25 protein-coding genes are annotated in these 25,349 nt (G+C 67.4%); 13 read left to right on the forward strand and 12 right to left on the reverse strand.

Features of this window, described 5'->3' with window-relative positions; genetic code table 11:
• Window positions 1–121 precede the first annotated feature (121 nt).
• The 3 genes from gabP to ABIC50_RS30335 form a co-directional block, all read right to left on the reverse strand.
• Window positions 122–1,513, reverse strand: coding sequence for a GABA permease (gabP, locus tag ABIC50_RS30325; RefSeq protein WP_354168542.1), 1,392 nt, complete (start codon window positions 1,511–1,513; stop codon window positions 122–124).
• 472 nt (window positions 1,514–1,985) lie between these two features.
• Window positions 1,986–2,330: an MmcQ/YjbR family DNA-binding protein gene (locus tag ABIC50_RS30330; RefSeq protein ID WP_126227087.1), complete on the reverse strand. Its 345-nt coding sequence runs from the start codon at window positions 2,328–2,330 to the stop codon at window positions 1,986–1,988.
• A 104-nt stretch (window positions 2,331–2,434) separates the two neighbouring features.
• Entirely contained in the window at window positions 2,435–3,697 is a 1,263-nt protein-coding gene (locus ABIC50_RS30335; RefSeq protein WP_354168543.1) for an MFS transporter, read from the reverse strand.
• 193 nt (window positions 3,698–3,890) lie between these two features.
• On the opposite strand from ABIC50_RS30335, the gene gcvA reads away from it, so the two are divergent.
• From gcvA to ettA, 3 genes are all read left to right on the forward strand, one after another.
• Complete coding sequence (gene gcvA, locus ABIC50_RS30340) at window positions 3,891–4,808, forward strand: transcriptional regulator GcvA (protein ID WP_354168544.1); 918 nt, start codon at window positions 3,891–3,893, stop codon at window positions 4,806–4,808.
• Window positions 4,809–4,904: 96 nt separating this feature from the next.
• A complete protein-coding gene (locus ABIC50_RS30345) occupies window positions 4,905–5,219 on the forward strand; it encodes a DUF3761 domain-containing protein (protein ID WP_165750809.1) in 315 nt (104 codons plus the stop codon).
• A gap of 189 nt (window positions 5,220–5,408) precedes the next feature.
• A complete protein-coding gene (gene ettA, locus ABIC50_RS30350; RefSeq protein WP_006752677.1) occupies window positions 5,409–7,076 on the forward strand; it encodes an energy-dependent translational throttle protein EttA in 1,668 nt (555 codons plus the stop codon).
• 128 nt (window positions 7,077–7,204) lie between these two features.
• Here ettA and ABIC50_RS30355 read toward each other — a convergent pair whose 3' ends face one another.
• Genes ABIC50_RS30355 through ABIC50_RS30370 form a run of 4 tightly spaced genes read right to left on the reverse strand, consistent with a single transcriptional unit; the run spans window position 7,205 to window position 10,518 of the window.
• On the reverse strand, window positions 7,205–7,828 hold the full coding sequence (locus ABIC50_RS30355; protein ID WP_354168545.1) for an HAD family hydrolase: 624 nt from the start codon (window positions 7,826–7,828) through the stop codon (window positions 7,205–7,207).
• Complete coding sequence (locus tag ABIC50_RS30360; protein ID WP_229061501.1) at window positions 7,825–8,376, reverse strand: cysteine hydrolase family protein; 552 nt, start codon at window positions 8,374–8,376, stop codon at window positions 7,825–7,827. The genes ABIC50_RS30355 and ABIC50_RS30360 overlap by 4 nt, the downstream gene beginning before the upstream one ends.
• A gap of 55 nt (window positions 8,377–8,431) precedes the next feature.
• On the reverse strand, window positions 8,432–10,246 hold the full coding sequence (locus ABIC50_RS30365) for an aminopeptidase P family protein (protein ID WP_354168546.1): 1,815 nt from the start codon (window positions 10,244–10,246) through the stop codon (window positions 8,432–8,434).
• The gene (locus tag ABIC50_RS30370; protein WP_006755625.1) at window positions 10,243–10,518 is read right to left on the reverse strand and encodes a hypothetical protein; all 276 of its coding nucleotides are present in this window, start codon (window positions 10,516–10,518) and stop codon (window positions 10,243–10,245) included. Before ABIC50_RS30370 ends, ABIC50_RS30365 begins: the two co-directional genes overlap by 4 nt.
• A 171-nt stretch (window positions 10,519–10,689) precedes the next feature.
• On the opposite strand from ABIC50_RS30370, the gene ABIC50_RS30375 reads away from it, so the two are divergent.
• The 7 genes from ABIC50_RS30375 to ABIC50_RS30405 all read left to right on the forward strand — a co-directional run bounded on the left by ABIC50_RS30375 (window position 10,690) and on the right by ABIC50_RS30405 (window position 16,794).
• On the forward strand, window positions 10,690–11,451 hold the full coding sequence (locus ABIC50_RS30375; RefSeq protein ID WP_011655852.1) for a response regulator transcription factor: 762 nt from the start codon (window positions 10,690–10,692) through the stop codon (window positions 11,449–11,451).
• A 26-nt stretch (window positions 11,452–11,477) separates the two neighbouring features.
• Window positions 11,478–12,776, forward strand: a complete 1,299-nt coding sequence (gene hemA, locus ABIC50_RS30380; RefSeq protein WP_012362992.1) for a glutamyl-tRNA reductase — start codon at window positions 11,478–11,480, stop codon at window positions 12,774–12,776.
• Between the two features lie 84 nt (window positions 12,777–12,860).
• Window positions 12,861–13,943 carry a peptide chain release factor 1 gene (gene prfA, locus ABIC50_RS30385; protein ID WP_354168547.1) on the forward strand — a complete coding sequence of 361 codons (1,083 nt, stop codon included), beginning with the start codon at window positions 12,861–12,863 and terminating at the stop codon, window positions 13,941–13,943.
• A gap of 7 nt (window positions 13,944–13,950) precedes the next feature.
• Complete coding sequence (gene prmC, locus ABIC50_RS30390; protein WP_354168549.1) at window positions 13,951–14,793, forward strand: peptide chain release factor N(5)-glutamine methyltransferase; 843 nt, start codon at window positions 13,951–13,953, stop codon at window positions 14,791–14,793.
• 67 nt (window positions 14,794–14,860) lie between these two features.
• Entirely contained in the window at window positions 14,861–15,172 is a 312-nt protein-coding gene (gene grxD / locus ABIC50_RS30395; protein WP_006753626.1) for a Grx4 family monothiol glutaredoxin, read from the forward strand.
• 13 nt (window positions 15,173–15,185) lie between these two features.
• Entirely contained in the window at window positions 15,186–15,779 is a 594-nt protein-coding gene (locus tag ABIC50_RS30400; protein ID WP_354168550.1) for a UbiX family flavin prenyltransferase, read from the forward strand.
• 223 nt (window positions 15,780–16,002) lie between these two features.
• Complete coding sequence (locus ABIC50_RS30405) at window positions 16,003–16,794, forward strand: DODA-type extradiol aromatic ring-opening family dioxygenase (protein WP_175676560.1); 792 nt, start codon at window positions 16,003–16,005, stop codon at window positions 16,792–16,794.
• A gap of 112 nt (window positions 16,795–16,906) precedes the next feature.
• On the opposite strand, the gene ABIC50_RS30410 is transcribed toward ABIC50_RS30405, so the two are convergent.
• Window positions 16,907–18,505, reverse strand: a complete 1,599-nt coding sequence (locus ABIC50_RS30410) for an APC family permease (protein WP_011655847.1) — start codon at window positions 18,503–18,505, stop codon at window positions 16,907–16,909.
• A 420-nt stretch (window positions 18,506–18,925) separates the two neighbouring features.
• On the opposite strand from ABIC50_RS30410, the gene ABIC50_RS30415 reads away from it, so the two are divergent.
• On the forward strand, window positions 18,926–19,129 hold the full coding sequence (locus ABIC50_RS30415; RefSeq protein ID WP_006477070.1) for a cold-shock protein: 204 nt from the start codon (window positions 18,926–18,928) through the stop codon (window positions 19,127–19,129).
• Between the two features lie 102 nt (window positions 19,130–19,231).
• On the opposite strand, the gene ABIC50_RS30420 is transcribed toward ABIC50_RS30415, so the two are convergent.
• From ABIC50_RS30420 to ABIC50_RS30430, 3 genes are all read right to left on the reverse strand, one after another.
• Window positions 19,232–20,482: an Hsp70 family protein gene (locus ABIC50_RS30420; RefSeq protein WP_165750826.1), complete on the reverse strand. Its 1,251-nt coding sequence runs from the start codon at window positions 20,480–20,482 to the stop codon at window positions 19,232–19,234.
• Window positions 20,483–20,678: 196 nt separating this feature from the next.
• A complete protein-coding gene (locus ABIC50_RS30425) occupies window positions 20,679–21,284 on the reverse strand; it encodes a nitroreductase family protein (RefSeq protein ID WP_175665981.1) in 606 nt (201 codons plus the stop codon).
• 246 nt (window positions 21,285–21,530) lie between these two features.
• Window positions 21,531–22,814 (reverse strand): MFS transporter, encoded by a 1,284-nt coding sequence (locus ABIC50_RS30430; RefSeq protein WP_105834596.1) that lies wholly within the window; start codon window positions 22,812–22,814, stop codon window positions 21,531–21,533.
• Window positions 22,815–23,031: 217 nt separating this feature from the next.
• Here ABIC50_RS30430 and ABIC50_RS30435 point away from each other — a divergent pair, with 217 nt between their 5' ends.
• Both ABIC50_RS30435 and ABIC50_RS30440 read left to right on the forward strand, forming a co-directional pair.
• Window positions 23,032–23,655 carry a TetR/AcrR family transcriptional regulator gene (locus tag ABIC50_RS30435; RefSeq protein WP_354168619.1) on the forward strand — a complete coding sequence of 208 codons (624 nt, stop codon included), beginning with the start codon at window positions 23,032–23,034 and terminating at the stop codon, window positions 23,653–23,655.
• 82 nt (window positions 23,656–23,737) lie between these two features.
• Window positions 23,738–24,310, forward strand: a complete 573-nt coding sequence (locus tag ABIC50_RS30440; protein WP_175697139.1) for a DUF1415 domain-containing protein — start codon at window positions 23,738–23,740, stop codon at window positions 24,308–24,310.
• Window positions 24,311–24,377: 67 nt separating this feature from the next.
• On the opposite strand, the gene ABIC50_RS30445 is transcribed toward ABIC50_RS30440, so the two are convergent.
• A complete protein-coding gene (locus tag ABIC50_RS30445) occupies window positions 24,378–25,268 on the reverse strand; it encodes a class I SAM-dependent methyltransferase (protein WP_354168552.1) in 891 nt (296 codons plus the stop codon).
• Window positions 25,269–25,349: the final 81 nt, after the last annotated feature.

The following is a 25,349-nucleotide window of genomic DNA, read 5'->3' on the forward strand; positions in this document are numbered from 1 at the left end:
TGCATCCGGCACGAAAAGCAAATGGGCCGATTGGCAAACGCCAATCGGCCCATTTTTCATCAAGGTGCCCGCTCCGCGAGCCGAAGGCGAGGACCCTGCCCGCCTTCGGCTCGTCGGTTCATCAGGTCGCCGACACCTGCCGCCCCGCTCCTGCCCGCGCATCACGCCCCCGCTTGTTCACCCATGCGGCAAACAGCACGATCAGCGCCAGCACGGCCGTCGCCCCCACTTCCATCCGGTGTTCCTCGCTGACGAACATCACGGTCAGCGTGCCGCAAATGAACAGGATCACCGCCCACGTGAGCCACGGGAACAGCCACATCCGCAGCGGCAGGTCGGCGCCGCCCGATTCGAGCGTCTTGCGCATCCGCAGCTGCGAGATCGCGATCACGAGATACACGAGCAGCGCGATCGCACCCGACGTCGCCAGCAGGAAGCCGAACACCTGTTCCGGCATCAGGTAGTTGGCGATCACGGTCAGGAAACCGAACGCCGTCGATGCGAGCACGGCCGCACGCGGCGTGCCGGTCGAATCGGTGCGGTGCAGGAACGCGGGCGCGTCCTTGCGCCGGGACAGCGAGAACAGCATCCGCGACGCGGTGTACAGCGCGGAATTCAGGCAGCTCGCGACCGACACGAGCACGATCACGTCGATGATCGCCTTCGCGTTCGGCACGCCGATCAGCTCCATCGCACGCTGATACGAGCCGTGCGTCGGCAGCAGCGGATCGTTCCACGGCACGATGGCCGCGACGACGAGGATCGAGCCGAGATAGAACAGCGTGATCCGCCAGATCACCGAGTTCGTCGCACGCACGATCTGGCGTTGCGGGTTATCCGATTCGGCGGCCGCGATCGTCACGATCTCGGTGCCGAGGAACGAGAACATCGTCGTCAGCATCGCCGCGAGCACCGCGCCGGCGCCGTGCGGCATGAAGCCGTCATGCGCAAACAGGTTCGACACGCCCGACACGGCCGGCGCAGGAACGATGCCGACGATCGCCGCACCGCCGATGCACAGGAACACGACGATCGCGACGACCTTGATCAGCGCGAACCAGAATTCGAATTCGCCGTAGTTCTTGACCGAGAAGAGATTGGTGATCGTCAGCAGCAGCGTGATGCCGAGCGCGAAGATCCAGGTCGCGACGCCGGGGAACCACGCGTTGAGAATGGTCGCGGCGGCCGTCGCCTCGATCGGGATCACGAGCACCCAGAACCACCAGTACAGCCAGCCGATGGTGAAGCCTGCCCAGTGGCCGATCGCGCGATCGGCATAGGTCGAGAACGAACCGCTGTCCGGATGCGCGACGGCCATCTCGCCGAGCATGCGCATCACCAGCACGACCAGCACGCCCGCGATCGCATACGCGAGGATCGAAGCCGGGCCGGCCTCGGCGATCGCGTGGCCGGAGCCGACGAACAAGCCCGCGCCGATGACGCCGGCAATCGACATCATCGTCACGTGACGCTGCTTCAGGCCCGTGCCGAGGCCTGTGTTGCTTCCACTCATATGTCTCTCTCCAAAAAACGGTTCCGGTACGACCGGGGGTCTCGTGAAGGCGGCGCGGGGAGTTGTCGTTGTTGAACCCGGCAGCCCGCCGCGCTTGCGCGGCATGCGGGCAGGAAGCCGGATCGAGCCTGTTTCGGTCGGTGCGCAACGCAGTCTGCGAAGCTGCGGGTGCGATGCGGCACGCGGGGATGCCGGCGCATCGCGTGCGCCCTTTCCGTCGGCTGTCGGTCAGCCGCCTTCGAAGCGAACGAGTGTAAGCATCAAACGGTTCTTCACTAAGAACCAATTGAAGAATTTCGATGGAACCACTTGTTGCATCGATGTGAATCGATGCAACGGTTGGTCCGGTTGGTATCCGCTTGGCGCGCCCGCCGGGATCGGGCAATCGAAGGCGAGGCTGCTCCCCGGTATCGCGGCGGCCCCGTTCCGTCGAAAAGGTTCGTTCGCCGCGCGCAGGCGCCGCCCCGGACGCTCAATTCGCCGCGCCTGGCCCTTCGTCCCGCCATTTGGCCGGCACGATCGCCTGCCATTCTCGCAGAAGGAGATTTTTCACGGCGTCGGGATGCGCGGCCGACAGGCGCACCAGCACGATGGGCCAGCCCGCGTAGTGGTCCGTCACGTAATAGACGTCGGGCTCCGATTCGATCAGCCACGCGCGCTCGTCGGGGCCGACGCCCTTCACGACGAGCGTGTCGCCGTCCTCGCGCAGGCGCGCGAGCATCTTGCCCTTCACCTTGAGTGCGGGCGTGCCGTACGACGTGCCCTCCTCGACACCGCGCCATGCCAGCGCGATCCGTCGAACTTCGTCGAATGTCACGATGCGCCTCCGTCCGTCGATGATCGACGCCCCGCACACCGTAGCGGAAATCGTGGATGACGCCTAGCTGCGAGGTGTCAGGCCGCGCGACCGGTGACGCGTGCCTAGCGGCCGGCCGCGCGCGCCGTCAGCGGCGCGCGTCCGGTAGTGGCGACGATCGCGAACGCAATCGCATTGGCGGCCGCGCTGGCCAGGATCGGCACGAGATAACCGCCGCCCGCGTCGTAGATGAAACCGGCCGCGGCGGGCCCGATCAGCGTGCCGAACGCAACGCTCGTGTACAGCACGCCTATGATCGCGCTCACGTTGCGGCCGCCGAAGTAGTCCATCACGACGGCGGGCAGCACGGCGACCCAGCCGCCGTAGAACACGCCGAACACGAGTGCGAACGCGGCGAGCGTCGCGACGCTCCCGGCGCCGGCCCACGCAACGAGCGCGACGGCCATGCCCGCGAACATCGCGAGCAGCGACGCGCGGCGGCCGAAGCGATCGGCGAGGCCGCCGAGGAAGAACCGTCCTGCCGTGCTGCCGACGCCGATCGCGCCGAGCAGCAGCACGGCCGTCGACGGCGCGACGCCATGATCGAGCGCGTACGGCACGAGGTGCACGAACGGCACGAAGACGCCGAACGAGCACACGAGACACGCCGCGTAGAGGCTCGCGAACGGCCGCGATGCGACGGCCTCGCGCACGGTCGCACCGGCCGGAACCGATGACGCGGCACCCGGCAGCGCATCGCCCCCTTGCTTACGCGCCACATCGCCGTCGGGCAGCAAGCCGCGCCCGCGCGGGTCGTTCTCGATCAGCAGCGACATGCCCGCGCCCACCACCACCGCGATCGCCGCCAACGTGACATACGCGCCTCGCCAGCCGACGTGCGCGATCAGCGCGGACGCGAGCGGCGGCATCACCAGCGTGCCGACGCCGATCCCTGCGACCGCGAGCCCCGACGCGAAGCCGCGCCGCCGCACGAACCAGCGTTGCACGGCCCCGACGGCCGGCACATACGCGCAGCCGACGCCGAAGCCGACACCGAGCCCGTACGCGACATAGACCTGCAGCAGCGTATGCGCGGCACCGGCCGCAGCGAGACCGGCGGCCGTCAGCAACATGCCGGCGACGGCGAGCCGTCGCGAGCCGAAGCGATCGGCAAGCGGGCCGCTGACGATGCCGAAGCCGAAATACAGGAAGCCGGCCAGCGAGAACACGAGCGATATCTGCCCGCGCGACGCGGCGAAATCCCGCTGCAGCGATTCGACGAACGCGCTGAACGTGTACGCACTGCCGAAGCCGACGAACGTGACGGCGAACGCGGCCGCCACCACATACCAGCCGTAGAAGACGCGCGATGCGCGCGGGCCGCTCATGACGATGCTCCTCCCGGGTTCCGCCGGACGCCGCGCGGCGCCCGGATTGCCTGATGGATATAGTTGAACTATGTTGATCGCATCGATCGCCGCAAGTCAGTCGCGGCGAATGCGATCCGATGCGACAACGGTACTCGCGCGTACTCATTGCCTCAAACGATATTTCGTCGGCCTTTCGCTTTAGAAAAACTGAATGAACCGTTCCCGCCTGCCGCCCCTCAACGCGCTGCGTGCGTTCGAGGCGGCGGCCCGCCACCTGTCGGTGAAATCCGCGGCGCAAGAGCTGTCGGTCACGCCCGGCGCGGTGAGCCAGATGATCCGCACGCTCGAGCGCCACCTCGGCGTGCAGCTGTTCGAGCGCGTGAACCGCGGCATCCTGCTGACCGCCGCGGGCCGCGACTACCTGCCGCCCGTGCGCAACGCGTTCCGGCAGATCGCCGACGCGTCGCAGCGCGTGTCGGGGGCCGCCGACAGCGGCGTACTGACGGTGAGCGTCACGCCGTTTTTCGCGTCCGCGTGGCTCGTGCCGCGCCTCGCGCAGTTCCACGACGCGTGCCCGGACATCGACCTGCAGATCGCCACGAGCCATGCGCTCGCCGATTTCTCGCGCGACGGCGTCGACGTCGCGATCCGCCACGGTCTCGGCCGTTACATCGGCTTGTGCAGCGAACGGCTGCTGACGGTGGAGATCGTCGCGCTTGCCGCACCGGCCCTCGTCGCGCGGCTGGGCATGCCGGCCACGCCCGCCGACCTGGCCGGATGGCCGCATCTGCACGACGCGGAGCGCAAGGGCTGGCACATCTGGTTCGACGCGCAGCGAATCGACGATTTCGGTCCGCCGCGCGGCCCCGCGTTCGACGATTCCGGCCTGTTGCTGCAGGCGATTCTCGCCGGCCAGGGCGCGGGCCTGCTGCCCGCGGCGATGGTGCGCGACGAGCTCGCGAGCGGCCGGCTCGTGCAGCTTGCCGACATCGCGTGGCTCGACGACTTCGCGTACTACCTCGTCTATCCGCCGCATCATGCGGAACGCACGAAAGTCGCCGCGTTCCGCCGCTGGATTCTCGAGGCCGCGCAAGCCGACGGCGCGGCATCGATGACCGGCGCCGCGTAGCGTCGCCGCACCTCGGCGCAGCGGCACCGATCTTCGGCCGATCGGCTAACATGCGGCCCGGGATCGACAGCAGATAACAACATCCGGAGAGAGACCATGCCTGCCCAGCTCCGCCGCGCGATGCGCATCGCGACCCTGTCCGCCGCGCTGTTCGCCGCGTGCGTTGCCGCGCCGCCTGCGGCGCACGCGTATCGCGCGTCGCCCGGCCACGGCTACAGCAACGAAGCCGACCTCGACCGGCACGACACGTACCGCAATCGCGACGGCGACACCGTCCATGCGCCGGCCCATTCGAAATCGGGCCGCGTGCCCGAGGGCGCGAGCGCGCGCTGCCGCGACGGCACGTACAGCTTCAGCCGCCATCGGCGCGGCACCTGTTCGGGGCACGGCGGCGTCGCCGCGTGGCTGTGAACGCGGGTCGGCCGAATGGCCGGCGCGGTGCCAGCGGCAGCCGGCGGCGAAGTACAATACGCGCTCGCGCCGCCAACCCGCGGCGACACCGCCACGCCCCGCGCGGCACGCTCCGTACCGAATCACCCGACGCCACGCAGGCCCATGCGCCGCGAGGCAGTCTCAACCCATTCTGACTTTCACACCCAAATGGCCCAATACGTTTTCACGATGAACCGGGTCGGCAAGATCGTGCCGCCCAAGCGCCAGATCCTGAAGGACATCTCGCTGTCGTTCTTTCCCGGCGCGAAGATCGGCGTGCTCGGCCTGAACGGCTCGGGCAAATCGACGCTGATCCGCATCATGGCGGGCGTCGACAAGGACATCGAAGGCGAAGCGACGCCGATGCCGAACCTGAACATCGGCTACCTGCCGCAGGAACCGCAGCTCGACCCGACGAAGACGGTGCGCGAAGCCGTCGAGGAAGGCCTCGGCGACCTGTTCCAGGCGAACAAGAAGCTCGAGGAAATCTACGCCGCGTACGCGGAGCCGGACGCCGACTTCGACGCGCTCGCGGCCGAGCAGGCGAAATACGAAGCGATCCTCGCGTCGAGCGACGGCGGCAGCCCTGAGCAGCAGCTCGAAGTGGCCGCCGACGCGCTGCGCCTGCCCGCGTGGGACGCGAAGATCGAGCACCTGTCGGGCGGCGAAAAGCGCCGCGTCGCGCTGTGCAAGCTGCTGCTCGAGAAGCCGGACATGCTGCTGCTCGACGAGCCGACCAACCACCTCGACGCCGAATCGGTCGACTGGCTCGAGCAGTTCCTGGTGCGCTTCCCGGGCACCGTCGTCGCCGTCACGCACGATCGCTACTTCCTCGACAACGCAGCCGAGTGGATTCTCGAACTCGACCGCGGCCACGGCATTCCGTGGAAGGGCAACTACAGCAGCTGGCTCGACCAGAAGGAAGAGCGCCTGAAGCAGGAAGAAGCATCGGAATCGGCGCGCCAGAAGGCGATCAAGAAGGAACTGGAGTGGGTGCGCCAGAACCCGAAGGGCCGCCAGGCGAAGTCGAAGGCGCGTATCGCGCGCTTCGAGGAGCTGAACAGCCAGGAATACCAGAAGCGCAACGAAACGCAGGAAATCTTCATCCCGGTCGGCGACCGCCTCGGCAATGAAGTGATCGAGTTCAAGAACGTCAGCAAGGCGTTCGGCGATCGCCTGCTGATCGACAACCTGAACCTGAAGATCCCCGCCGGCGCGATCGTCGGCATCATCGGCCCGAACGGCGCCGGCAAGTCGACGCTGTTCCGGATGCTGACCGGCAAGGAACAGCCGGATTCGGGTGAAGTCGTGATGGGCCCGACCGTGAAGCTCGCGTACGTCGACCAGAGCCGCGACGCGCTCGATGGCTCGAAGACGGTGTTCGAGGAAATCTCGGGCGGCGCCGACGTGCTGACGGTCGGCAAGTACGAAACGCCGTCGCGTGCGTACATCGGCCGCTTCAACTTCAAGGGCGGCGACCAGCAGAAGATCGTCGGCAACCTGTCCGGCGGCGAACGCGGCCGCCTGCACCTCGCGAAGACCCTGATCTCCGGCGGCAACGTGCTGCTGCTCGACGAACCGTCGAACGACCTCGACGTCGAAACGCTGCGCGCGCTGGAAGACGCGCTGCTCGAGTTCGCCGGCTCGGTGATGGTGATCTCGCACGATCGCTGGTTCCTCGACCGGATCGCGACGCACATCCTCGCGTTCGAAGGCGATTCGCAGGTCACGTTCTTCGACGGCAACTACCAGGAGTACGAAGCCGACAAGCGTGCACGCCTCGGCGAGGAAGCCGCGAAGCCGAAGCGCCTGCGCTACAAGCCGATCAGCCGCTGAACGGCGCGGCCCGGGCATCCGGCACTGCGGCAACGTGGGCCGGATGCCGAAAGCGGCCGCCACCGGATCGGCAAAACGAAAAAGCGGGCCGCTGGCACGCTTTTTTTATCCGGCTGTCGTTCGGCCGCCTACGCGAGCGCGCCCAGTTCACGCAGGCGCGCCTCGGTCGCGGCCGCGCTCGTGTGATGAATCCCATGCCAGCCGAGCGCCGTCGCGGCCGCCGCGTTCTTCGCGTTATCGTCGATGAACACGAGCTCGTGCGGCGCGATGCCCGGCAGATGCGGATCGATCCGCGCATGCATTTCGCGATAGATCGCCGGATCGGGTTTCACGAGCTTCACGCGGCCCGACACGACGATGTCCTTGAAGCGCCGCAGCACCGAGAAGTTGTCCCATGCATACGGAAAGGTCTGCGCGGACCAGTTGGTCAACCCGAAGAGCGGCATCCCCTGCGCGTCGAGGCGGTCGACGAGCGCGGCGCCTTCGTCGAGCACACCACCGATCATCTCGTGCCAGCGTGCGTAGAACGCGCGGATCAGCGCCTCGTGCTCCGGAAACTTCGCGACGAGCTCGCTCGTTCCCTCGTCGATCGTCTGGCCGCCGTCCTGGCGGATCACCCAGTCCATCGCGCACACGTGCGTGAGGAACCAGCGGCGCTCGGTTTCGTCCGGAATCAGTTGCCGGTACAGATATTCGGGGCTCCAGTCGATCAGCACGCCGCCGAAATCGAACACCACGGCCTTGATCGTCATGCGAACTCCGTTGCAAGCACGTCCGCGAGCGGACGCGGCCGCACCGCGTTGCCCGACAGCGTATTGTTTTCCCAGACGAAGTGATGATGCGCGACGATCTGCGCGGCCGACAGGTGCGTGCGCTCGTTCGTCGTGTGCAGATCGGAGACGACGGTCGTCCGGTAGCCGAGCAGTGCCGCGCGGCGCGCGGCCGAATCGACGCAGAACTCGGTCGCATAGCCGCAGATCAGCACCGAACGGACACCGTGGCCGTCGAGCTGCGCGGCGAGCGGCGTGTCGTGGAACGAATCGCTCACCTGCTTGCGGATGCGCCAGTCGGCGCCTCCGACGATCAGCGCCTCATGCAGTTCCCAGCCGGGCGTGCCGGGCACGATGTCGTCGTCCGCATCGCCGTCGTGCTGCACGAAGCACACGGGCGCGTTGGCCGCGCGCGCCGCTGCCGTCAGCCGGTTGATGCCCGATACGACGTCGTCGAGCCGGTACGCGGGCCTCGCCCGCTGCACCAGCCCGCGCTGCATGTCGATCACGATCACTGCGGTGTCTGCCATCGGTTGCCCTCTCGGTCATGGTCCGGCCGTCGTGCGGCCGGTATCGCGTATTGCGTCAGATCGGCTGCGCGCGCGCGTCGAGCCACGCCTTCGCGTCGCCGCTCACGTGCCGGCCGACACGCTCGCGCACGGTCGCGTGATACGCGTTCAGCCACGCGCGCTCTTCTTCATGCAGCATCTCGACGAGCACGCAGCGCGTGTCGATCGGGCACAACGTGAGCGTCTCGAACGCGAGGAAGTCGCCGAACTCGGTCTGCCCGCCCGCGCGGTTCACGACCAGGTTCTCGATCCGGATGCCCCACTTGCCGGGCCGGTACACGCCCGGCTCGATCGACGTGATCATCCCTTCTTCCATCGCTGTGTGCGGCTCGGCGGGCGCGTAGTGCGAGATGACCTGCGGGCCCTCGTGCACGTTCAGGAAGTAGCCGACGCCGTGGCCGGTGCCGTGGCCGTAGTCGAGCCCGGCCGCCCACATCGGCGCGCGCGCGATCGCATCGAGCATCGGCGAGCGGATGCCGCGCGGGAAGCGTGCGCGCGACAGCGCCATCATCGACCTGAGCACGATCGTGAAATCGCGGCGCTGCAGGTCGCTGAGCGTGCCGACCGGCACGACGCGCGTGATGTCGGTGGTGCCGGTCGTGTACTGGCCGCCCGAATCGACGAGCAGCAGCCCGTCGCCGGCGATCGTCGCGTGCGACGCGGGCGTTGCGCGATAGTGCGGCATCGCGCCGTTCGCGTTGAAGCCGGCGATGGTGGCGAAGCTCGGCGACACGTAGCCGGGGCGCCGTGCGCGCGCGGCCGTGAGTTGCTCGTCGATCGTCAGCTCGGTGATGGTCTCGCGGTTCACCGCCTGCTCGAACCACGCGAAGAATTCGGCAAGCGCGGCGCCGTCGTGCTCCATCGTCACGCGCACGTGCTCGATCTCGGCGGACGTCTTGCGCGACTTCGCGAACGTCGACGGGTTCACCGCCTCGATCAGCTTCACGCCGGCCGGCACGGCCTCGAGCGTGCCGAACGTCACGCGGCGCGGATCGATCAGCAGCGACGCGCCGTCGGGCAGCGCCGCGAGCGACGCGGGCACGGCGTCGTACGCACGGACCTCGACGCCGTCCCGCGCGAGCGACGCGGCCAGCGCCGGCGACACCTTGCCGTCGGCGACGAACAGCGTCGCGCGATCGGCGCCGATCAGCGCGTGCGCGACGAACACGGGATTGAAGTTGACGTCGGCGCCGCGCAGGTTGAACAACCACGCGAGATCGTCGAGCGTCGACACGAAATGCCATTGCGCGCCCTGCGCGTGCATCGCGCGGCGCACTTCGGCGAGCTTGCTCGCGCGCGTCGTGTCGGCCTGCGGCGCCAGGTGCTCGAACACCGCGTCGCCCGGCAGCCCCGGGCGCTCCGGCCAGATCGCGTCGAGCAGGTCGAGATCGGTGCGCAGCGCGATGCCGCGCGCGCTCAGCGCGGCCGTCAGCGCGCGGGCCGCCGTAACGCCGAGCACGGCGCCGTCGACGCCGACCGTCGCACCGGCCGGCACGTTCTGCGCGAGCCAGTCGACGTGGGGCGCGCTCTGCTGCCCGCCCGTCATCTTCATCAGCTGGACGCCCGTGCCGGCGAGTTCGGCCTCGGCCTGCACCCAGTAACGGCTGTCGACCCACAAGCCCGCGAAATCCGCGGTCACGACCAGCGTGCCGACCGAGCCCGTGAAACCGGACAGCCAGCGGCGCGCCTGCCAGCGCTCGGGCAGGTACTCGGACAGGTGCGGATCGGCGGACGGCACGAGATAAGCGGCCAGATCCTCGCGGACCATCGCGCCGCGCAGCAGCGCGAGGCGGGCCGGCACCGGCGAGACTTCGGGGAGACGGGCATTCATGATTTCACCTGAGCGCTTTCGCGACGGGCCGACAGGGCGACCGTCACGGCTACGGCGAGGAACGCGACGCCGGTGCAGACCGGCCATTCGAGCGTTTCGCCATCGTAAAACAGTCCCGAGAGGTTGCCGGCCATGCGCGCGGCGGCGGCCCCCGCGATGCCGACCAGCACCACGATCCACCATGCCGGCCGGCCCGTGCGCCGCATCGGATGCAGCCACCGGCCGAACAGCCCGACGGCCGCTCCCAGGACAAGGATTCCAAACCAGTTCATTCGACGCCTTCTATAAATTCAGATTCGTCCCATAGGCGTGAACGTTGCCAGCGGCTAGCATCGATTCATCCATCGAACCCGAGATCAGCCGGGCGCCGCGAACATTCGAGTGTAGGGGCCGACCCGACGTTATGGCAAGCGCGCACCGGCAGCCGTATTGAAGAAATCCTCATGCGAATCGCCCTGATCGAGCCGGAGGCACGTCATGCTGCGCTCCTGAACCGCCTGCTCTTCGCCGGCGGTCACGTGTGCCACGCGTTCCCGTCCAGCGCGGCGTTCTTCGAGTGGCTCGCCACCGATACCTGCGACATGCTGATCACCGGCAACTGGGCCGGCGATCAGCCCGCGGAGGAAGTCATTCCGCGCGCGCAGGCGATCCTGCCCGGGCTGCCGGCCATCGCCGTGATGCAGTTGCCGCGCGAAAGCGAGGTCGTGTCGTGCCTGCACGCGGGCGCCGACGACTGCCTCGTGCGCCCGGTGAGCGGGCCCGAGCTGCTTGCAAGGGTCAATGCGCTGAGTCGGCGCGCCGGCGTCCGGCGGCCGCCGAATCGCTCCCGAGAAATGTTCGGAGAATACGCATTCGACGCGACCCACAGCCTCGTGCGCTTCGGCGACGCGGTCGTCGCACTCACGCCGAAGGAGTTCCGCTTCGCGCAGCTGCTGTTCGCGAATCTGTCCCGGCCCGTGTCGCGCGCCCATATCCTCGAAACCGTCTGGGCCCGCCGGCGCGACATGAAGTCGCGCACGCTCGACACCCATGCGTCACGGCTGCGCAGCAAGCTACAGCTGCTTCCGGAGCACGGCTACCGGCTTCTGCCGCTCTACGGCTACGGCTATCAGCTCGACCGCGTGCCGATCGAGCCCCCAAATTCGAGGCCACGCCACGCTGATGCCCGGTATGCCGCGAGTGAGGAAATCGCCGAAACGCTATAATATGGGGCTAAACGATAGCCCGCGATATGCAACTCCTCACGATCGGAATCAACCACCACACTGCGCCTGTCGCTCTGCGCGAACGCGTGGCGTTTCCGCTCGAGCAAATCAAGCCGGCTCTCGTCACGTTCAAGAACGTGTTCCTCGGCCCGCACGCGCCCAATGCGCCGGAAGCGGCGATCCTCTCCACCTGCAACCGCACCGAACTCTATTGCGCGACCGACGATCGGGCCGCGCGCGAGGGAGCGATTCGCTGGTTGTCGGAGTACCACCGGATTCCGGTCGACGAACTCGCACCGCACGTCTACGCGTTGCCGCAGTCGGAAGCCGTCCGGCACGCATTCCGCGTCGCGTCGGGCCTCGATTCGATGGTGCTGGGCGAAACGCAGATTCTGGGCCAGATGAAGGACGCAGTACGCACCGCGACGGAAGCCGGCGCACTCGGTACCTATCTGAACCAGTTGTTCCAACGCACGTTCGCCGTCGCGAAGGAAGTGCGCGGCACGACCGAGATCGGCGCGCAATCGGTGTCGATGGCCGCCGCCGCGGTGCGTCTCGCGCAGCGCATCTTCGAAACGGTGTCGGATCAGCGCGTGCTGTTCATCGGCGCCGGCGAGATGATCGAGCTTTGCGCGACGCACTTCGCCGCGCAAAGCCCGCGCGAGCTCGTGATCGCGAACCGCACGGCCGAACGCGGCCAGCGGCTCGCCGAACGCTTCAACGGCCGCGCGATGCCGCTGTCGGACCTGCCCACGCGGATGCACGAGTTCGACATCATCGTGTCGTGCACCGCGTCGACGCTGCCGATCATCGGCCTCGGCGCGGTCGAGCGTGCGGTGAAGGCGCGCCGCCACCGGCCGATCTTCATGGTCGACCTCGCGGTGCCGCGCGACATCGAGCCCGAAGTCGGCAAGCTGAAGGACGTATTCCTCTACACCGTCGACGATCTCGGCGCGATCGTGCGCGAAGGCAACGCATCGCGTCAGGCCGCGGTCGCGCAGGCCGAGACGATCATCGAGACGCGGGTACAGAATTTCATGCAATGGCTCGACACGCGCAGCGTCGTGCCGGTGATTCGTCACATGCATACGCAGGCCGACGCGCTGCGCCGCGCGGAAGTCGAGAAGGCGCAGAAGCTGCTCGCACGCGGCGACGATCCGGCCGCCGTCCTCGAAGCGCTGTCGCAGGCGCTCACCAACAAGCTGATCCACGGCCCGACGAGCGCGCTCAACCGCGTGAACGGCGCCGACCGCGATTCGCTGATCGACCTGATGCGCGGCTTCTACCAGCACGCGCCGCGCTCGAACGACCAGTCCGGCCACTAGCGCCGCCCGGTTGCCCTGCCGCCGGCCGCGCGCCGGCCTATCCTTTCCGAATACCCCTTTTGCCCGGGAGCGCCGCTCCACACCATGAAGACGAGCATGCAACGCAAGCTCGACCAGCTGTCTACCCGGCTGGCCGAACTGAACGACCTGTTGAGCCGTGAAAACGTCACGGCCGACCTCGACCAGTACCGCAGGCTCACGCGCGAACACGCGGAACTCGGCCCGGTCGTCGAGCAGTATGCGCTGTGGCGCCAGTCGCGCAACGACGAGACGGCCGCACAGGAACTGCTCGCCGATGCATCGATGCGCGACTTCGCCGAAGACGAGATTCGCAGCGCACGTGAGCGCATGGTCCGTCTCGAAGCCGAATTGCAGAAGATGCTGCTGCCGAAGGACCCGAACGACGATCGCAACATCTTCCTCGAAATCCGCGCGGGCGCCGGCGGCGACGAATCGGCGCTGTTCGCGGGCGATCTGCTGCGCATGTACCTGCGCTTCGCGGAGCGCCAGCGCTGGCAGGTCGAGATGATGTCGGAAAGCGCGTCGGATCTCGGCGGCTACAAGGAAGCGATCGTGCGGATCGCCGGCCAGGGCGCGTACTCGCGCCTGAAGTTCGAGTCGGGCGGCCATCGCGTGCAACGCGTGCCGGCCACCGAAACGCAGGGGCGCATTCACACGTCCGCCTGCACGGTCGCGGTGATGCCGGAAGCCGACGAGATCGGCGAGGTCGAGATCAATCCGGCCGACCTGCGGATCGACACGTTCCGCGCGTCGGGCGCGGGCGGCCAGCACATCAACAAGACCGATTCGGCGGTGCGCGTCACGCACATCCCGACCGGGATCGTCGTCGAGTGCCAGGACGACCGTTCGCAGCACAAGAACAAGGACCGCGCGCTGAAAGTGCTCGCCGCGCGCATCAAGGACAAGCAGTATCACGAGCAGCACGCGAAGGAAGCGGCGACGCGCAAGAGCCTGATCGGCTCGGGCGACCGCTCGGAACGGATCCGCACGTACAACTTCCCGCAGGGCCGGATGACCGACCACCGGATCAACCTGACGCTGTACCGGCTCGAGGCGCTGATGGACGGCGATCTCGACGAACTGATCGGCGCGCTCGTCACAGAGCACCAGGCCGAACTGCTCGCGTCGCTCGGCGACACCGACTGAGGCCGCGATGCCCGACACCACCGCCGACGATCTGCTGCGCGCGTCGCCGCTCGATGCGGTCGATGCGCGCGTGCTGCTCGCGCACGCGCTCGGCTGGACCCGCACGCAGCTGATCACGCGCGGCGACACCCCGCTCGAGCCCGCGTCGATCGAGCGCTACCGCGCGCTCGAAGCGCGCCGCGTGGCCGGCGAGCCGGTCGCGCAGCTCGTCGGGATGCGCGAATTCTTCGGCCGGCCGTTCGATGTGACGCCCGACGTGCTGATTCCGCGCCCGGAAACCGAACTGCTCGTCGAAGCCGCGCTCGACGCGATCGACGGACGGCCGCATCCGGCCGTGCTCGATCTCGGCACCGGCAGCGGCGCGATCGCCGTGTCGATCGCGGCGGAACGGCCCGACGCACGCGTATGGGCGCTCGACCGGTCGCCGGCGGCGCTCGACGTCGCCCGGCGCAACGCGGACAAGCTGCTCGACGCGCGCCGCCCCGGCGGCCCGCTGCACTGGCTGCAGAGCAACTGGTATGCGGCGCTCGATCCGGCGCTCGCGTTCGACACGATCGTCAGCAACCCGCCGTACATCGCGCAGCAAGATCCGCACCTCGCGCAGGGCGACCTGCGTTTCGAGCCGCGCGGCGCGCTCACCGACGACGCCGACGGCCTGAGCGCGATCCGCACGATCGTCGCAGGCGCCGGCGCTTTCCTGAAACCGGGCGGCACGCTCTGGATCGAGCATGGCTACGACCAGGCCGAAGCCGTGCGCGCGCTACTCGTGTCGCGCGGCTTCGTCGCAGTCGAATCGCTCGCCGATCTGGCCGCGATCGAACGCACGACCGGCGGCCGCCGGCCCGGCTGACGGCCGGCTCGCCCGGTTGAAATCCGCTATCATTTCGATCTAACGCCCCGCAAACGCAAGGTCAGTCATGGACACCCAACAACGTATCAAGCAAATCGTCGACGAAAACCAGGTCGTGCTCTTCATGAAGGGCAACGCGCAATTCCCGATGTGCGGCTTCTCGGGCCGCGCCGTGCAGGTGCTGAAAGCCTGCGGCGTCGACCAGTTCAAGACGGTCAACGTGCTGGAAGACGACGAAATCCGCCAGGGCATCAAGGAATTCTCGAACTGGCCGACCATCCCGCAGCTGTACGTGAAGGGTGAATTCGTCGGCGGCTCGGACATCATGATGGAGATGTACCAGTCGGGCGAACTGCAGCAACTGTTCGCCGCCGCGTAACGCCCCCTTCCCGATGGCATCTCCCAGCGCGCCGCCACGCCGGCTGATCGTCGCGATCACCGGCGCCACCGGCGCGGTGTACGGCGTGCGGCTGCTCGAATTGCTGCGCGCCGCCGGCGGCGTCGAAACGCATCTGCTGGTTTCGAACGCCGGCTGGCTCAATATCCAGCATGAACTGCAGCTGACAAAGGCCGAGGTCGAAAGCCGTGCGGATGTCGTGCATTCGGTGCGCGATGTCGGCGCGACGATCGCGTCGGGCTCGTTCGCGACCGACGGAATGGTGATCGCACCCTGCTCGATGAAGACGCTTGCAAGCGTCGCGCACGGGCTGTCGGACAACCTGATCACGCGCGCGGCCGACGTCACGCTGAAGGAACGCCGCCGTCTCGTGCTGATGGTGCGTGAAACGCCGTTCAACCTCGCGCATCTGCGCAACATGACCGCCGTGACCGAAATGGGCGGCATCGTGTTCCCGCCGCTGCCCGCGTTCTACGCGATGCCGAAGACGATCGAGGAACTCGTCGACCAGACGGTCACGCGCGTACTCGACCTGTTCGCGCTCAGTGCGCCGATGACGACGCCGTGGGCCGGCATCCGGCCCGCATAGTAAGCTGCTCGACTTGGCGCTTTTGCGCCGTTTCTCACGCATCTTCGCCGATTCAGCCGGCTTCCGGCTCGATCCAGCCGCTCCAAGCTCCCGCCTCCCCTCACGCACGCGGAAGCAGCCGCATTAACAACCATAACGATTCAATTAAATTCCGCCCGGCCGATTTATCAATGCGTGGTGCGCGCCTATAGTCACAGGCAAACCCTTTTGCAGGCTCCCCACCATGAATCGCTTGCCTTCGCTTTACCTGTCCCACGGCGCGCCGACGCTGCCGATCGACCCGACGCTGCCATCCGGCGCGTTCACGCACCTCGGTGCCGAATTGCCGCGCCCGCGTGCGGTGCTGATGCTGTCCGCACACTGGGGCACGCAGCAGCCGGTCGCGAGCGTGGCCGCGCATCCGGAAACGATCCACGACTTCCATGGCTTTCCGCGTGCGCTGTACGAGATCCGCTATCCGGCCCCGGGCGCGCCTGAGGTCGCCGAGCGGGCGGCCGCGCTGCTGAACGCGGCCGGCATCGCGACCGCGACGACCGAGCACGGCCTCGACCACGGCGCGTGGGTGCCGATGCTGCTGATGTTCCCGGAGGCCGACGTGCCGGTCGCACAACTGTCGATCCAGCCGCGCGCGGACGCCGCCCATCACTTCGCACTCGGCCGGGCGCTGCGGCCGCTGCGCGACGAAGGCGTGATGGTGATCGGCTCGGGCCAGATCACGCACAACCTGCGCGCCGCGGATTTCGGCGCGGCGCCGGAGGATGCGGACCCGCGCGTCGCGGAGTTCACCGACTGGTTCGAGGCGAAGCTCGCCGCGCGCGATGTCGACGCGCTGCTCGACTATCGCCGCCAGGCACCGCACGCGGTGCTGATGCATCCGACCGACGAACACCTGCTGCCGGTGTTCACCGCGCTGGGTGCGGCCGACGACGACTACCGGCTCGGCATCCAGTCGCTCGGCACGTATCAACGCGTGCTCGCGATGACGAACTACGTGTTCTCGAGCGCGGCCGCCTGAGTCCAGCGGAACCGGCACAACCGGCGCCCCAAACAAAAAGCCCGCCCGAGCATCGCTCGGACGGGCTTTTATGCGCTTTCCGCCACCGCCGATTCCGGTGGCAGGTCAGGCGTCAGACACCGACCCCTTCGAGGATCTCGTCATGCGCTTCGCGCTCGTCGAGATATTGGGTCCGGTAGCCCGTGTTCACGCCCCAGAAGTAGAACACCAGCGAGATCGCCGCGACGATCACCATGTCCCAGCCGTACGGCATCAGACCATGGCCGCCGAACTCCTTGCTGCCGATCAGCGACAGCACGGCCATCGTCGGCAGATACGCGACCAGCCACCATGCGGCCTTCAGGTCGGCGCCCCAGCCGCTCCAGCCGGACTTGGCCTGGAAGAAGAAGTACACCGGCAGCGCGACGATCATCAGCAGGATGATTTCGCCGGTCAGCGGCCACTTCGCCCAGTACAGGATCAGCGACGCGCAGACGAACGCGAACGGCGCGATCAGCTTCATCAGCGGAATCGACAGCGGACGCTCGATGTCGGTCGCCGCGCGGCGCAGCGCCATCAGGCTGATCGGGCCGGTCAGGTACGAAATCACCGTCGCCACCGAGATCACCGCCGCGAGCGAGCTCCAGCCGCGGAAGAAGAACAGGAAGACGAACGACACGAGCAGGTTGAACCACATCGCCTGGCGCGGCACGCCGTAGATCGGATGCACGTTGCCGAACATCTTCGGCATCGTGTTGTTGCGCTCCATCGCGTAGATCATCCGGGTGGTCGTCGCCATGTACGTCGTGCCGGTACCGCTCGGGCTGACGAACGCGTCGACATACAGCAGGATCGCGAGCCAGTTCAGGTTCAGCGCGATCGCGAGTTCCGCGAACGGCGACGAGAAGTTGAAGTGCTCCCAGCCCTTCGCGACGTCGACCGGATTCACCGAGCCGATGTACGCCATCTGCAGCAGCACATAGATCACGAGTGCCAGCAGGATCGACGTGATCACCGCGAACGGCACGCTGCGCGACGGATCGCGCGCTTCGCCGGCCAGGTTCACCGGGCTCTGGAAGCCGTTGAACGCGAACACGATGCCGCTCGTCGAGACTGCGGTCAGCACGGCCGACCAGCCGTACGGCGCGAAGCTCGCGTTCGATGCGGTGCCGAGGTTCTCCGAGTGGAAGCTCGCGAGCATCAGGCCGAGGATCGTGAGGCCGGGGATCAGGAACTTGAAGATCGTGATCGCGGTGTTCGCCCGCGCGAAGGCCTTGACGCCCCAGTAGTTCAGCATGAAATAGATCACGACCAGCACGGCCGACAGCAGCAGGCCTGGTGTCGTCAACTCGCCGTTCACGAACAACGCGTGCGCCCATGGATACGGCCACGTGCTCATGTACTGGATCGACGCTTCCGCCTCGATCGGGATCACCGAGACGATCGCGATCCAGTTCGCCCATGCGCTGATGAAGCCCACCAGCGAACCGTGCGAGTAGCGCGCATAGCGCACCATGCCGCCGGACTCGGGGAACATCGCGCCCAGTTCGGCGTACGTCAGGGCAATCGCGAGAATCACGACCGCGCCGATGATCCATGCGCAGATCGCCGCCGGACCGGCGATCTTCGCGGCCTTCCAGGCACCGAACAGCCAGCCCGAGCCGATAATCGAACCCAGTCCCGTCAGCATCAGTGCAAACGGGCCGATGTTCCGTTGAATAGAACTCTTCACATCCTCTCCTGTGTCTCAAAAAGCGTGGTCGGCCAGCTGTCCGGGATCGGCTCGGACAGCACCGCGCGCGTCATTTTGGGGGAAGGGATTACCCGATCAGGGCAACCCCTCCAGCGGCGCGTAGTTTAACGGTTGCACCTCCAAGATGGCGCCAAAATCGTTCGTCCCCTACAAAAAATTCGCGTCGCTTGCAAGGTTTGTAAACCTGAACTCCGCAATAACCCTGAGTGTATGGAAATCCGGTTGACCGCGTGAGCGATTAGCCGTATAAACAACGTTGCAGGATTTCAAGCGGCGAGTGAATTGGTTCTTTCGTAGTTCGCCCATCAACGGTACTCCGGTTGGTCCTATTACCCCCTTCCTTGATTTTCCGCACCCCATGGGCCTCGGCCCCGTTTTATCTTTTTAGGAATAAGTAACATGGCAACCGGTACCGTCAAGTGGTTCAATGACGCAAAGGGCTTCGGCTTCATTACCCCGGAAGGCGGCGGCGACGATCTGTTCGCGCACTTCTCGGAAATCCGCGTCGAAGGCTTCAAGACGCTGCAAGAAAACCAGAAGGTTGAATTCGAAGTGAAGACGGGCCCGAAGGGTCTGCAAGCTGCGAACATCCGTCCGGTCTAAGTTCGGCGCGATTAATTCGTGTAAAAAAGCCCCGCTTCGGCGGGGCTTTTTGTTTTATGGCGCGGCAGTGATGCTGCCGCTGCCCGTCCGGCTTATCTTCGTTCAGCCGAACAGCCGCTGCGCGTGAATGCCGAGCCCCGTCGCGACGCTCGCGAGGCGATCGCCGAACACCGGCTGCGCGTCCGGGAATGCGCCGGCGAGCGCACCCGACAGAAACGCGAGCCCGGTCGAGCCGCCGGTGAAATACAGCGCGCCGAGGTCGCGCGGCGCAACGCCCGCCAGCCGCACCGTTTCGCGGGCGGCGTCGACGATGCGCGCGGTGTCGTCGACGCTCGCATGGACGAGGCGTTCGGCGTCGAACGCGATCTGCAGATCCTCTTCCACGTCGTTCAGGTCGATCATCGTCTCCCCGCCCGCCGCCACGCCGATCTTCGCCTCTTCCGCGCGTGCCATCAGCGCATGCCCGAGCCGCTGTTCGACCACACGCGTGAGCCGGTCGTACTGCCGCCCGTCCTGGTACAGATGCTTCATCAGCTTCAGCTCGCCCAGCCGCTTCGGCGTGTAGACCGTGTTGATCAGATGCCAGGTCGCCAGGTCGAAGTAGATCCGGTTCGGCAGCTCGCGCCCCTCGGGATCGAGCGCGCGATAGCCGAACGCCGGCAGGATCGCCGCCAGTTCGACGCGGCGGTCGTAATCGGTGCCGGCGACGTGCACGCCGTGGTGCGCGAGCACGTCGTCCTTGCGCTCGAGGCGCGCCATCCGCTCCGGCCCGACCCGCACGAGCGAGAAGTCCGACGTACCGCCGCCGATGTCGGCAACCAGCACGAGCCGTTCGGCCTGCTGGCGCGACTCGTAGTCGAACGCGGCCGCGATCGGTTCGTACTGGAAATGCACGTCGGTGAAACCGACCGAGCGCGCGGCCGCTTCGAGCTGGTCCTGCGCGAGGCGGTCGGCACGCGGATCCTCGTCGACGAAGAACACCGGCCGGCCGAGCACCGCGCGGCCGATCGGCGCGCCCGCGCGTGCCTCGGCCTTGCGCTTCAGGTGCGTCAGGAAGCGCGCGATGATCTCCGTGTACGCCATCGCGCTGCCGTCGCCGAGATCGGTCGTGGTTTCCGCGAGCGGCGAGCCGAGGATGCTCTTCATCGAGCGCATCAGCCGGCCGTCGAAACCGTCGATATACGACGCGAGCGCCGCGCGGCCGTATTCGACCGTCTGCTCGTCGTTGTTGAAGAAGATCGCGGTGGGCAGCGTCAGGTGGTCGCCCTCGACGGGCGCGAGGCGCATTCCATCGCCGTCGGGCAGCGCCACGGCGGAATTGGACGTGCCGAAATCGATCGCGCAGTAAGTCATCGGAAGGTGCCGCAGCATGGCCGGCGCGGAAAACGGAAAGGACGGGCTTTTTAACATGAAGCCCGCCGGATCACAACCGGGGCCGGCCAGCGGTACGGTGCAACCGGCCCGCGGGCGCAGATGGGTGCGCCGGCAGGCGCGTCAGCGGCGACAGGTGCGGTCGGGGGCCAAACGCATCCGCCGCCTGCCCGGGGAATCAGGCTGCCGCTTCGAAACCCTTCTTCCATGCACCCGCATAGACGACCTCGCCGAGCGCATGGCGCGTGCGGGGCGCCTTTTCGCGGTCGCGCAGCACCGGATCGAGCTTGTCGACGTTGCCGTAGTGGCCGAGCGAGATGAGCGCCGGAATGGCGACGTCGGCCGGAATCTCGAACGCGTCGCGGAACGCCTTCGCGTCGAAGCCGCTCATCTGGTGCGCGGCAAGGCCCAGCGCGTGCGCCTGCAGCACCAGCGACATCGCGGCCGCGCCTGCGTCGTACAGCGCGGTCGACGCCGGCTCGCCCTTCGGCGTGAGCGTGTGCGAAGTCACGGCGATCAGCACCGGCGCCGGCGCATTCCACGCCTGGTTGAACGGCACCAGCGTCGCGAATGCGCGCTTGAACGCCGCTTCGTCCCGCGTGCGGTCGAATACGATGAAGCGCCACGGCTGCGCGTTGTACGCGGACGGCGCCCAGCGCGCGGCTTCGAGCACCGCGTGCAGATCGGCGGCGCTGATCGGCTCGTCCGAATACGCGCGCGGGCTCCAGCGGCCCGCGATCAGTTCGTGAATCGAAACAGTGGTGGGAGCAGGTTTGACAGACATGCGGTTCCTCGCTGACATCGATGAAGGGGCGCGAACGCGCGCCGAACCGCAAGCATAACCGCTTGAGCCATCACGCGCCCGATCGTCCCGCGCAATGCAAATCACCGATCCTGCATTGACCGGCCGCCCAACTTCCGTTCGGCCAGGGGAAGCTCCGTCTGCCGTCCCGCCTCGGAACGACGGCTCGGCTTCCTCGACGCGGCCGCACCGGCCGCGCAGCCGCGCACGGGCCGGCCGAAGCGCCGCTCAGGCGGCCTGCGCGGCGGCGCGGGACGGGCCGCGATTGATTCGCAGCACGATCAGCGCGCCGACGATGCAGAGCCCGCCCGAGATCATCGACGCGATCGTATAGGTGCCGAGGCTCGCACGCAGCAACCCTGCGCCGAGCGCCGCGAATGCCGCGCCGAGCTGGTGGCCGGCGACGATCCAGCCGAATACGACCGGCGCCGCGGCCTTGCCGAACACATCGGTGGCGAGCCGCACGGTCGGCGGCACGGTCGCGATCCAGTCGAGCCCGTAGAACATCGCGAACAGCGGCAGCCCGAAGAAATCGATGCCGAACGCATGCGGCAGGTAGATCAGCGACAGCCCGCGCAGCCCGTAGTACCAGAACAGCAGCACGCGGTTGTCGTAGCGGTCGGACAGCCAGCCCGACAGCGTCGTGCCGAACAGGTCGAACACGCCCATCGCGGCGAGCAGCGACGCGCCCTGCACTTCGGTCATCCCGTAGTCGCTGCACATCGCGATCAGGTGCGTGCCGACATAGCCGTTGGTGCTCGCGCCGCAGATGAAGAAGCTGAAGAACAGCAGCCAGAAATCGCGCGAGCGGCTCGCCATCAGCAGCGTGCGGAACGCGACCGCGAGCGGGTTCTCCTTCGTCGCGTCGGGCGCGGCCGGCGCATCGGCCGGCTCGCCGTACGGGCGCAACTGCACGTCCGCCGGCCGCTCGGGCAGGAGGAAGGCAACCAGCGGAATCACGATCGCGGCCGCGACCGCGACGACGAGCACGACCGGCCGCCAGCCGTGGCGCTGCGCGATCGCTGCGAGCATCGGGAGGAACACGAGCTGGCCGGTGGCCGTGCTCGCGGTCAGGATGCCCATCACGAGGCCGCGCCGCGCATGGAACCAGCGCGTGACGAAGGTCGCGGACAGCGTCAACGCGACGACGCCGGTCGAGCAGCCGACCATCAGCCCCCAGATCACGACCATCTGCCAGCTCTGCGTCATCATCGACGACAGCGCGACGCCCGCGCCCATCGTCACCAGCGCGGTCAGGATCGTCGGCCGCAGCCCGAAACGCTGCATCGCCGCGGCCGCGAACGGGCCCGTCAGGCCGTACAGCGCGATGTTCACCGATATCGCCAGCGAAATCGTCGCGCGGCTCCAGCCGAGTTCGCGCTCGAGCGGCACCATGAGCACGCTCGGTGTCGCGCGCGTGCCGGCCGCCGCCAGCAGGATCAGGAAAACCACCGCCGCCGCGAGCCATCCGTAGTGGAAGCGCCCGCCGATTCGTGTCACCGCCCAATTCATGTTGTCGCTCTCCAGTTGCCGGCCCGGCGCCCGCGCGCCCGCCCCGCCTCACCACCAGGCCACCTCCGCCGCACGCTGCATCGGCTGACCCGGGCCGACACTGGCATTTGTCTGTTGATCCGCCCGGCATTGTTACCGCTCGGTCACAAGTGTGTTGCGATCGTAGTTACCAGTCGGTAACATGTCAAGCAATTCCATCACGCAGTCGAGGGTCATCATGTCGGGCATCGAGGCCGTCAACAAGCCGCCGGCACGCCGCACGCGCCGGCCGATCGCCGCGGCCGCGGCGCACGAACATCTGCTGCGCGCCGCCGAGGAGCTGTTTTACAAGGAAGGGGTGCGCGCGGTCGGTGTCGAGGCGGTCGTGGAACTCGCGGGCGTCAACAAGATGAGCCTGTACCGCCAGTTCTCGTCGAAGGACGAGCTGATCCTCGCGTATCTGGAACGGATGGATGCGTGCTTCTTCGCGCGTTTCGATTCGAGCATCGCGAAGCATCCGGGCCAGCCGAAGGCGCAGTTGATCCAGTATTTCGTCGATCTCGCGGAGCGCGCGACGCAGAAGGACTATCGCGGCTGCCCGTTCGTCAACGTCGCGGCCGAATTCCCCGATGCGTCGCACCCGGCGCGCGAGCGGGTCGCGCAGAACAAGGAACAGCTGATGAAGCGGCTCGTCGCATTGTGCGAAAGCGCCGGCGCACGGCAGCCGCAAGCGCTCGCCGATGCGCTCGCGCTGGTGGTCGAAGGCATCTACGCGGCCAGCCAGACGTACCGGCACGGCGAAACGCCGATCGGCACCGCGCCTGCGCTGGTCACGCAGCTGATCGAAGCCGGCTGCGCGTGACGGGCGGCGCACGCCCGAACCCCGCCGATCCGCTCCCGCTACAATGCGGCCCTCGCTGCCGCTTCGCCCGATTGCCTTCGCCATGACCGACACCCGCCCCGACTCGCACGACGACATCCTCGCCGCCACGCGGCACTGGCTCGCGCGCGCGGTGATCGGACTCAATCTGTGCCCGTTCGCGAAGAGCGTCTATGTGAAGGAACAGGTGCGCTATGCGATCAGCGAAGCGACGACGCTCGAAGACGCACTCGCCGACCTCGAAACCGAGCTGCGCGCGCTCGAGGCGGCGGATCCGCAGCAGGTCGACACGACGCTCGTGATCTATCCGCGCGCGTTCGCGGATTTCGTCGACTACAACGATGCGCTGTTCTTCGCCGAGCGGCTCGTGCAGCAGTTGCGGCTCGACGGCGTGCTGCAGATCGCGAGCTTCCATCCCGAATACCGGTTCGAAGGCAGCGAAGCCGACGACATCGAGAACTACACGAACCGCGCGCCGTATCCGATCCTGCACCTGCTGCGCGAGGACAGCATTGCGCGCGCGGTCGACGCGTTTCCGGACGCGTCCGCGATCTACGAGAAAAACCAGGAAACGCTGCGCCGCCTCGGTCACGACGGCTGGCGTGAATGGATGCGCCGGCCGGGCGACGACGTCTGACGCGTCGCACTAAGGGCCGCTACCGCGCGGCCGACGGGCCGCGCGCGTCAGTCGACCGCAGTCGGCCTCAGTCGGCGGCCGGCTCGACGGCCTCGCCTTCCGCCGCCGCGGGCGCCGGCACGAAGAAGCGCTCGTTCAGTTCGGCGAGCCCGAACATGCCGAGGATCTCGTTCAGCCGCTCGCCGGGCTTGCGGCGCGGCAGGTTCTTGTACTGCGCGATGATCAGCTCGTTCTTCATCGAATGCTCCCAGCCGACCAGCTCGGTCACGCTGACCTGGTAGCCGTGCGCCTCGAGTTGCAGACAGCGCAGCACGTTGGTGATCTGGCTGCCGAATTCGCGCGTATGCAGCGGATGCCGCCACACTTCCGTCAGCGCATTCGCGAGCGACTTGCCCTTGTTCCTGCGCAGCACGCCCGCGACCTCCGCCTGGCAGCACGGCACCAGCACGATGTGCCGCGCGCGCTTGGCGAGCGCGAAACGGATCGCGTCGTCGGTCGCCGTGTCGCACGCATGCAGCGCCGTCACGACATCGACCGTTTCGGGCAGCTTCGGCGACGTGATCGAGTCGGCGACCGACAGGTTCAGGAACGACATCCCGCCGAATCCGAGTCGCGCGGCGAGTTCGGCGGAGCGCGTGACGAGCTCTTCGCGCGTCTCGATGCCGTACACGTGCGACGCGAACGCCGGCGTGCCGTGCCCCGGCTGCTGCTTGAAGAACAGGTCGTACAGGATGAAGCCGAGATAGGACTTGCCGGCGCCGTGATCGACGAGCGTGACGGCGCCCTTGTCGGCCTGCACGCTCGCGAGCAGCGGCTCAATGAACTGGAACAGGTGATAGACCTGCTTCAGCTTGCGGCGGCTGTCCTGGTTCAGCTTGCCGTCGCGGGTCAGGATGTGCAGTTCCTTCAACAGCTCGACGGACTGCTCCGGACGGATTTCGTGGGTCTTGTTCGACATCGTGAAGCGGCGCCGGGCCATGGTCGGGTGACCACGGCCCGGCGGCGTGAATTCGTGAGGAATGGCGACAGTTTACCGAAA

It is taken from the genome of Burkholderia sp. 567 (assembly GCF_040545115.1).
Lineage (GTDB): Bacteria > Pseudomonadota > Gammaproteobacteria > Burkholderiales > Burkholderiaceae > Burkholderia > Burkholderia ambifaria.